Raw genomic sequence first — 5248 nt, 5'->3', positions numbered from 1 at the left:
AATTATTATACAATTTGAGTAGGAACTTGCAAGCCTTACCCAAAAGAACCCAGGAGGAGAGGAAATTTATTATGCGTTTAGCCCCTTTATACGAACAAGATAGAGAAGCAGCGATTCAACAAGGAGAAGCCAACCTAGTGCTACGCTTACTTAAACGACGTTTTGGTGAACTACCCCCGCATATCACTGAAACTATCCAAAAACTCTCAGTAGAAAAATTAGAAGACTTAGGAGAAGCATTACTAGACTTTGAGACTCAAGCTGACTTAATTAATTGGCTTAATCAAAACTAAAATATTCTGGAAATGCCATTTAAAACTCCTCTAATTGTTTTCTTGAAATATCGGAAAATTGAGAGCTTTATTGAACGGGGCAAGGTCTTGGAAATTAATCACATTATCTCCAGGAAAATCTGGCTTTGCTGATTTGAATTCTGAATCTTCTTGGGTGAGATTTTTAAAACCTAGACCAAAACTAACTTTTGGATAGGACACACATTTGGCATTCATAGCTTGATTCAAAAACGCCGAATAATCTTATACTACTCCTAAGCACTTTTTCTCTCTTGACAATGACCTTAAAAACTGATCACGGTAAAAGCCATCCCGTCGGGGCAACTGTCTTGGCCGATGGTGTCAACTTCTCACTATTTTCTAAGTATGCCACTGCCATAGAATTATTATTATTTGATGATGCCAATTCTCCGCAACCTAGTCAAATTATTCGTCTGAATCCCCAAGAAAATCGCACCTTTTTCTATTGGCATATTTTCGTTCACGGCATTGGAGCCGGTCAAGTGTATGCTTATCGAGTCTATGGTCCGGATAATCCGGCCCAGGGTCATCGCTTCGATCCTGATAAAGTAGTTCTCGATCCCTATGCGAAAGCGATTGTCGGTGCGGAAATTTATGATCGACAAGCTGCCAGCGAAAAAGGCGATAATTGTCATCGAGCTTTGCGGGGTCTGGTAGTGGATACGGGCCGCTACGATTGGGAAGATGACAAACCGCTACGCACTCCCTACTCTGCCAGTTTTATCTACGAGATGCACGTCGGTGGTTTTACCCGTAACCCGAATTCCGGCATTAGCGAGGAAAAAAGAGGTACTTTTGCGGGATTAATCGAAAAAATACCCTATTTGAAAAACCTAGGCATTACTGCCGTGGAATTGTTACCGATTCATTACTTTGATCCCGCTTCGGCCATGCCGGGGTTAACTAACTATTGGGGTTATAGCACGATCGGCTTTTTTGCGCCCCATGCCGGTTACAGTAGCGATCGCTCACCGTTCGGTCCTTTGAATGAATTTCGAGATCTGGTGAAAGCTTTACACAAAGCGGGGATCGAAGTGATTCTCGATGTGGTTTTCAATCATACCGCCGAGGGGGACGAAATCGGGCCGACTCTTTCCTTGAAAGGTATCGATAATCGCACCTACTACATCCTCGATGCAGAAGATAAAAGCATCTATAGCAACTATACCGGCTGTGGTAACACCCTCAAGGGCAGTCATCCGATTGTGGGCAAAATGATTCTCGATTGTTTGCGCTATTGGGTGTCGGAAATGCACGTCGATGGTTTTCGCTTTGACCTAGCGGCCGTATTATCGCGCAATGTGGACGGGGAACCGATCCTGCAAAAAGGTTATAACATGATCTGGGCGATCGAATCGGATCCGGTCTTAGCTGGGACAAAATTAATCGCCGAAGCTTGGGATGCGGCAGGATTGTATAGTGTCGGTCAATTTGTCGAATTTGCCGATTGGTTTTCCGAGTGGAATGGTCCTTTTCGGGATGATGTACGCGCTTTTGTCCGGGGAGATGCCGGCATAGTCAGCAAATTAGCGGCGCGGATTTTAGGAAGCCCCGACATATACCACAGACCCGATACCGATGTCAATAGAAGTATAAATTTTGTTACCTGTCACGACGGCTTTACCCTTAACGATCTAGTTTCCTACGACGAGAAACACAACGAGGCTAACGGCGAGGAGAATCGGGACGGTTGCAACGATAATTTTAGCTGGAATTGTGGGGTAGAAGGGGAAACCAATAACGAGAGGATTAAAACCCTGCGACTGCAACAAATAAAAAATCTCTTAACGATCCTGTTTATTTCCCAAGGAACACCTATGCTGTTGATGGGGGACGAAGTGCGACGCACCCAAAAGGGCAACAATAACGCCTATTGTCAGGATAACCAGTTAAGTTGGTTCGATTGGAGTGCGGTAGAGCAAGAGTTCGATCTTTGGTGTTTCGTAAGGAGACTGATCGATTTTAATAAAAAATTAGCTCTTTTCCGTCAGGAAAAATTGCTAGAAGTCACCTATACCAGTCTTGAACCCCATCTCAGTTGGCATGGCGTACAGTTGAGTAAACCCGATTGGTCGGAAGATTCCCACAGTTTAGCTTTTTCCCTGCGTCATCCCAAGGCGAACGAGTATTTACACATTATGCTCAACGCTTACTGGGAATCTCTCAACTTCCAGTTACCCCCCTTGGGACAAGGGGAAAAATGGCATCGCGTCATCGATACTGCTGGGCAATTGTCCGAGGCAGCCTGTGATTTAGATGCCGCCGCCGCTGTTGAATCGGAAACCTATCGGGTGCAGGCGCGTTCGGCGGTAGTTTTAATCGTTAAACCAGTATAACAAGAGGAGAGATATTGCCCGATCGAGCGATCTTGAATGCTTTAACTAATGAACAATGGCATCAATTCAATCGTCAAGTGGAAAAACGTTATTTATTTGCGGAGCAATAGCTGAAATGATGCGGCTTTCATTAGCGAAACGGGTATCGATTCTCTCTTTGTGTTTAATTGGTTTTTCCCTGCCTTCGACCACTTTCATTGTTTCACCGGTACAGGCGAACCTAGAACCGAATGCGATCGCTCTTGGTGATCCTGTTCGGGAAGAAAAGCAAGCTCGGCAGTTAGTAGAATGGTTGGGAACTAAACAATACGGTAAAGTTATTGCAGCTTTGTCACCCCAACTAAAACCCCTCTGGACTGCCGAAAAATTGCAAAAGGTCTGGGAAAGCCAGGTTACTGACAATACTGGACCGTTTAAGCGCATTGTCAAAACCAAGGTACTCGATGCTATCAATGCCAATTTGGTGATTGTCACCGTTGAATTTGAGAAACTCACTGAAGATGTGGTAATTACCTTTAACCGGTCCGGTCAGATAGTTGCCGCCGATTTTCCCGAATTTCGCAGTATTTCTGAGATTGGCGATGCTTTTGTCACGGCCTTGGCCAATAAAGACTACGGCCTGGCCCGAGGTTTTTTACATCCTCTCCTGAAAGCGGAAGTTTTCCCCACCAGAGTACAAGGCGCTTGGGAGAATTTACTCAAGCGTACCGGCCCCGTGCGTCGGATCGTGGGAACTCAGGTCAGAAGAGGTTCGGGTGCGGACGGTGTGGATCTGGTGTTGGTGACGATTCAATTTGAAAAACTGACGGATACCTTAATCCTCGTTTTTGATGATCAAAAGCAGATTGTCAACGTGGATTTCCCTTTAGGCAATTAGTAATCAGCCGAAATTACCCCGTAAATTGAGTTGGAGACGATAAGTTATGTTAGATAAAATCGAAGTTCCCATCGAAGCGATCGCAGCTAGGGAGATTCTAGACTCCCGCGGCCGTCCCACGATCGAAGCGGAAGTGCTATTAGAATCGGGGGCACTCGGTTTGGCCCAGGTTCCCAGTGGTGCTTCTACGGGTAGTTTTGAGGCCCACGAATTACGCGATGATGATCCCCAGCGTTACGGTGGTAAGGGTGTCCTGAAAGCGGTTCGCAATGTCCACGAAAAAATCGTCCCGGTTTTGGAGGGGATGAATGCTTTCGACCAAGCTAGTATCGATTTAGCGATGATCGATCGCGATGGCACGGCCAATAAACGAGAATTAGGGGCTAATGCTATCCTAGCCGTCTCTCTGGCTACGGCCAAAGCAGCGGCGGCGGATCTGGGATTGCCTCTCTATCGTTATCTCGGCGGTCCGATGGCCAATGTGCTACCCGTCCCGATGATGAACGTGATCAATGGTGGTTCTCACGCTGATAATAACGTCGATTTTCAGGAGTTTATGATCTTCCCCATCGGGGCCGATTCTTTTAAGGAGGGTTTGCGTTGGGGAGCGGAAGTATTCGCCGCTTTGGGTAAGGCCTTGCACGAACGCAAATTACTGACCGGTGTGGGCGATGAGGGCGGTTATGCTCCTAATTTGGCTTCAAATCAGGAAGCTTTGGATATTTTGATTGAATCGATCGAACGTGCTGGTTATAAACCGGGGTCGGAGGTGGCTTTGGCTATGGATGTGGCCGCCAGTGAATTCTATAAGGATGGTCAATACCTCTACGATGGTTCGGCCCATTCTCCCGCCGAAATGGTGGATTTTTTGGCCAGTTTAGTCGATCGCTATCCGATTGTTTCCATTGAAGACGGTTTACACGAGGAAGATTGGGATAACTGGAAATTATTGACCGATAAACTGGGGGCGCGGATTCAGTTGGTGGGCGATGATTTGATGGTGACTAATCCTATCCGTCTGCAAAAAGCGATCGATCTGGGTATTGCTAACTCGATCCTGATTAAGCTCAATCAGATCGGTTCTTTGACGGAAACCCTACAAACGATCGCCCTGGCTACCCGTCACGGTTATCGTTCTGTCATCAGTCATCGTTCTGGAGAAACGGAAGACACTACGATCGCAGATCTGGCGGTGGCTACTAATGCCGGACAGATTAAAACTGGTTCTCTCAGTCGCAGTGAACGGGTGGCTAAGTATAATCGCTTATTACGCATCGAAGCAGAATTAGGCGATCGGGCGGTGTACGCGCCGAAAGTCGGTTTGGGTCCAAAATTCTTGGCCTAAAATTTGCAAAAAGTCTTGCACTGATCGAAAAAGGGTGTTATACTAAAGAAACTGATAACTGATAACTGGTCACTGACTATTGTGGTACTTCGCTGAAACCCTTTTCGGCGAAGTATTTATTTTTGGCCTTTTTCTGCACGAAGGTATGATTTTGGGATCAAAGGTGTTATAGTAAAGGTACTGATAACTGATAACTGGTCACTGACTATTGTGGTACTTCGCTGGAACCTTTTTCGGCGAAGTATTTATTTAGGGTTTGCTGAAAAAGTACGGGCGAAGCATTCGGATAGAAAATCTCCGGTTTCACCGATAGGTTATTGCCCGAATGCTTCGCCCCTACAGGACGCGGGCCGATGAAGACGCGAGGTTTTGAACG

The 5248-nt window shown here is 46.2% G+C and carries 5 protein-coding genes; 4 read left to right on the top strand and 1 reads right to left on the bottom strand.

Features of this window, described 5'->3' with window-relative positions; all coding sequences use genetic code 11:
- On the top strand, window positions 1-293 hold a 293-nt coding region (locus EWV66_RS19250; RefSeq protein WP_287107756.1), incomplete at its 5' end, for a DUF4351 domain-containing protein.
- 30 nt (window positions 294-323) lie between these two features.
- On the opposite strand, the gene EWV66_RS19245 is transcribed toward EWV66_RS19250, so the two are convergent.
- Complete coding sequence (locus tag EWV66_RS19245; protein WP_287107757.1) at window positions 324-521, bottom strand: hypothetical protein; 198 nt, start codon at window positions 519-521, stop codon at window positions 324-326.
- A 50-nt stretch (window positions 522-571) separates the two neighbouring features.
- On the opposite strand from EWV66_RS19245, the gene glgX reads away from it, so the two are divergent.
- The 3 genes from glgX to eno all read left to right on the top strand — a co-directional run bounded on the left by glgX (window position 572) and on the right by eno (window position 4872).
- Entirely contained in the window at window positions 572-2650 is a 2079-nt protein-coding gene (gene glgX, locus EWV66_RS19240; protein ID WP_287107758.1) for a glycogen debranching protein GlgX, read from the top strand.
- 115 nt (window positions 2651-2765) lie between these two features.
- On the top strand, window positions 2766-3527 hold the full coding sequence (locus EWV66_RS19235; protein WP_287107759.1) for a DUF3887 domain-containing protein: 762 nt from the start codon (window positions 2766-2768) through the stop codon (window positions 3525-3527).
- Between the two features lie 46 nt (window positions 3528-3573).
- On the top strand, window positions 3574-4872 hold the full coding sequence (gene eno, locus EWV66_RS19230) for a phosphopyruvate hydratase (protein ID WP_004161573.1): 1299 nt from the start codon (window positions 3574-3576) through the stop codon (window positions 4870-4872).
- Window positions 4873-5248 lie beyond the last annotated feature (376 nt).

Origin of the sequence: Microcystis sp. M_OC_Ca_00000000_C217Col, from assembly GCF_007095585.1 — a bacterium.
In the GTDB taxonomy this organism is placed as follows: domain Bacteria; phylum Cyanobacteriota; class Cyanobacteriia; order Cyanobacteriales; family Microcystaceae; genus Microcystis; species Microcystis panniformis.
This window is presented reverse-complemented; position numbering and strand designations above follow the sequence as displayed.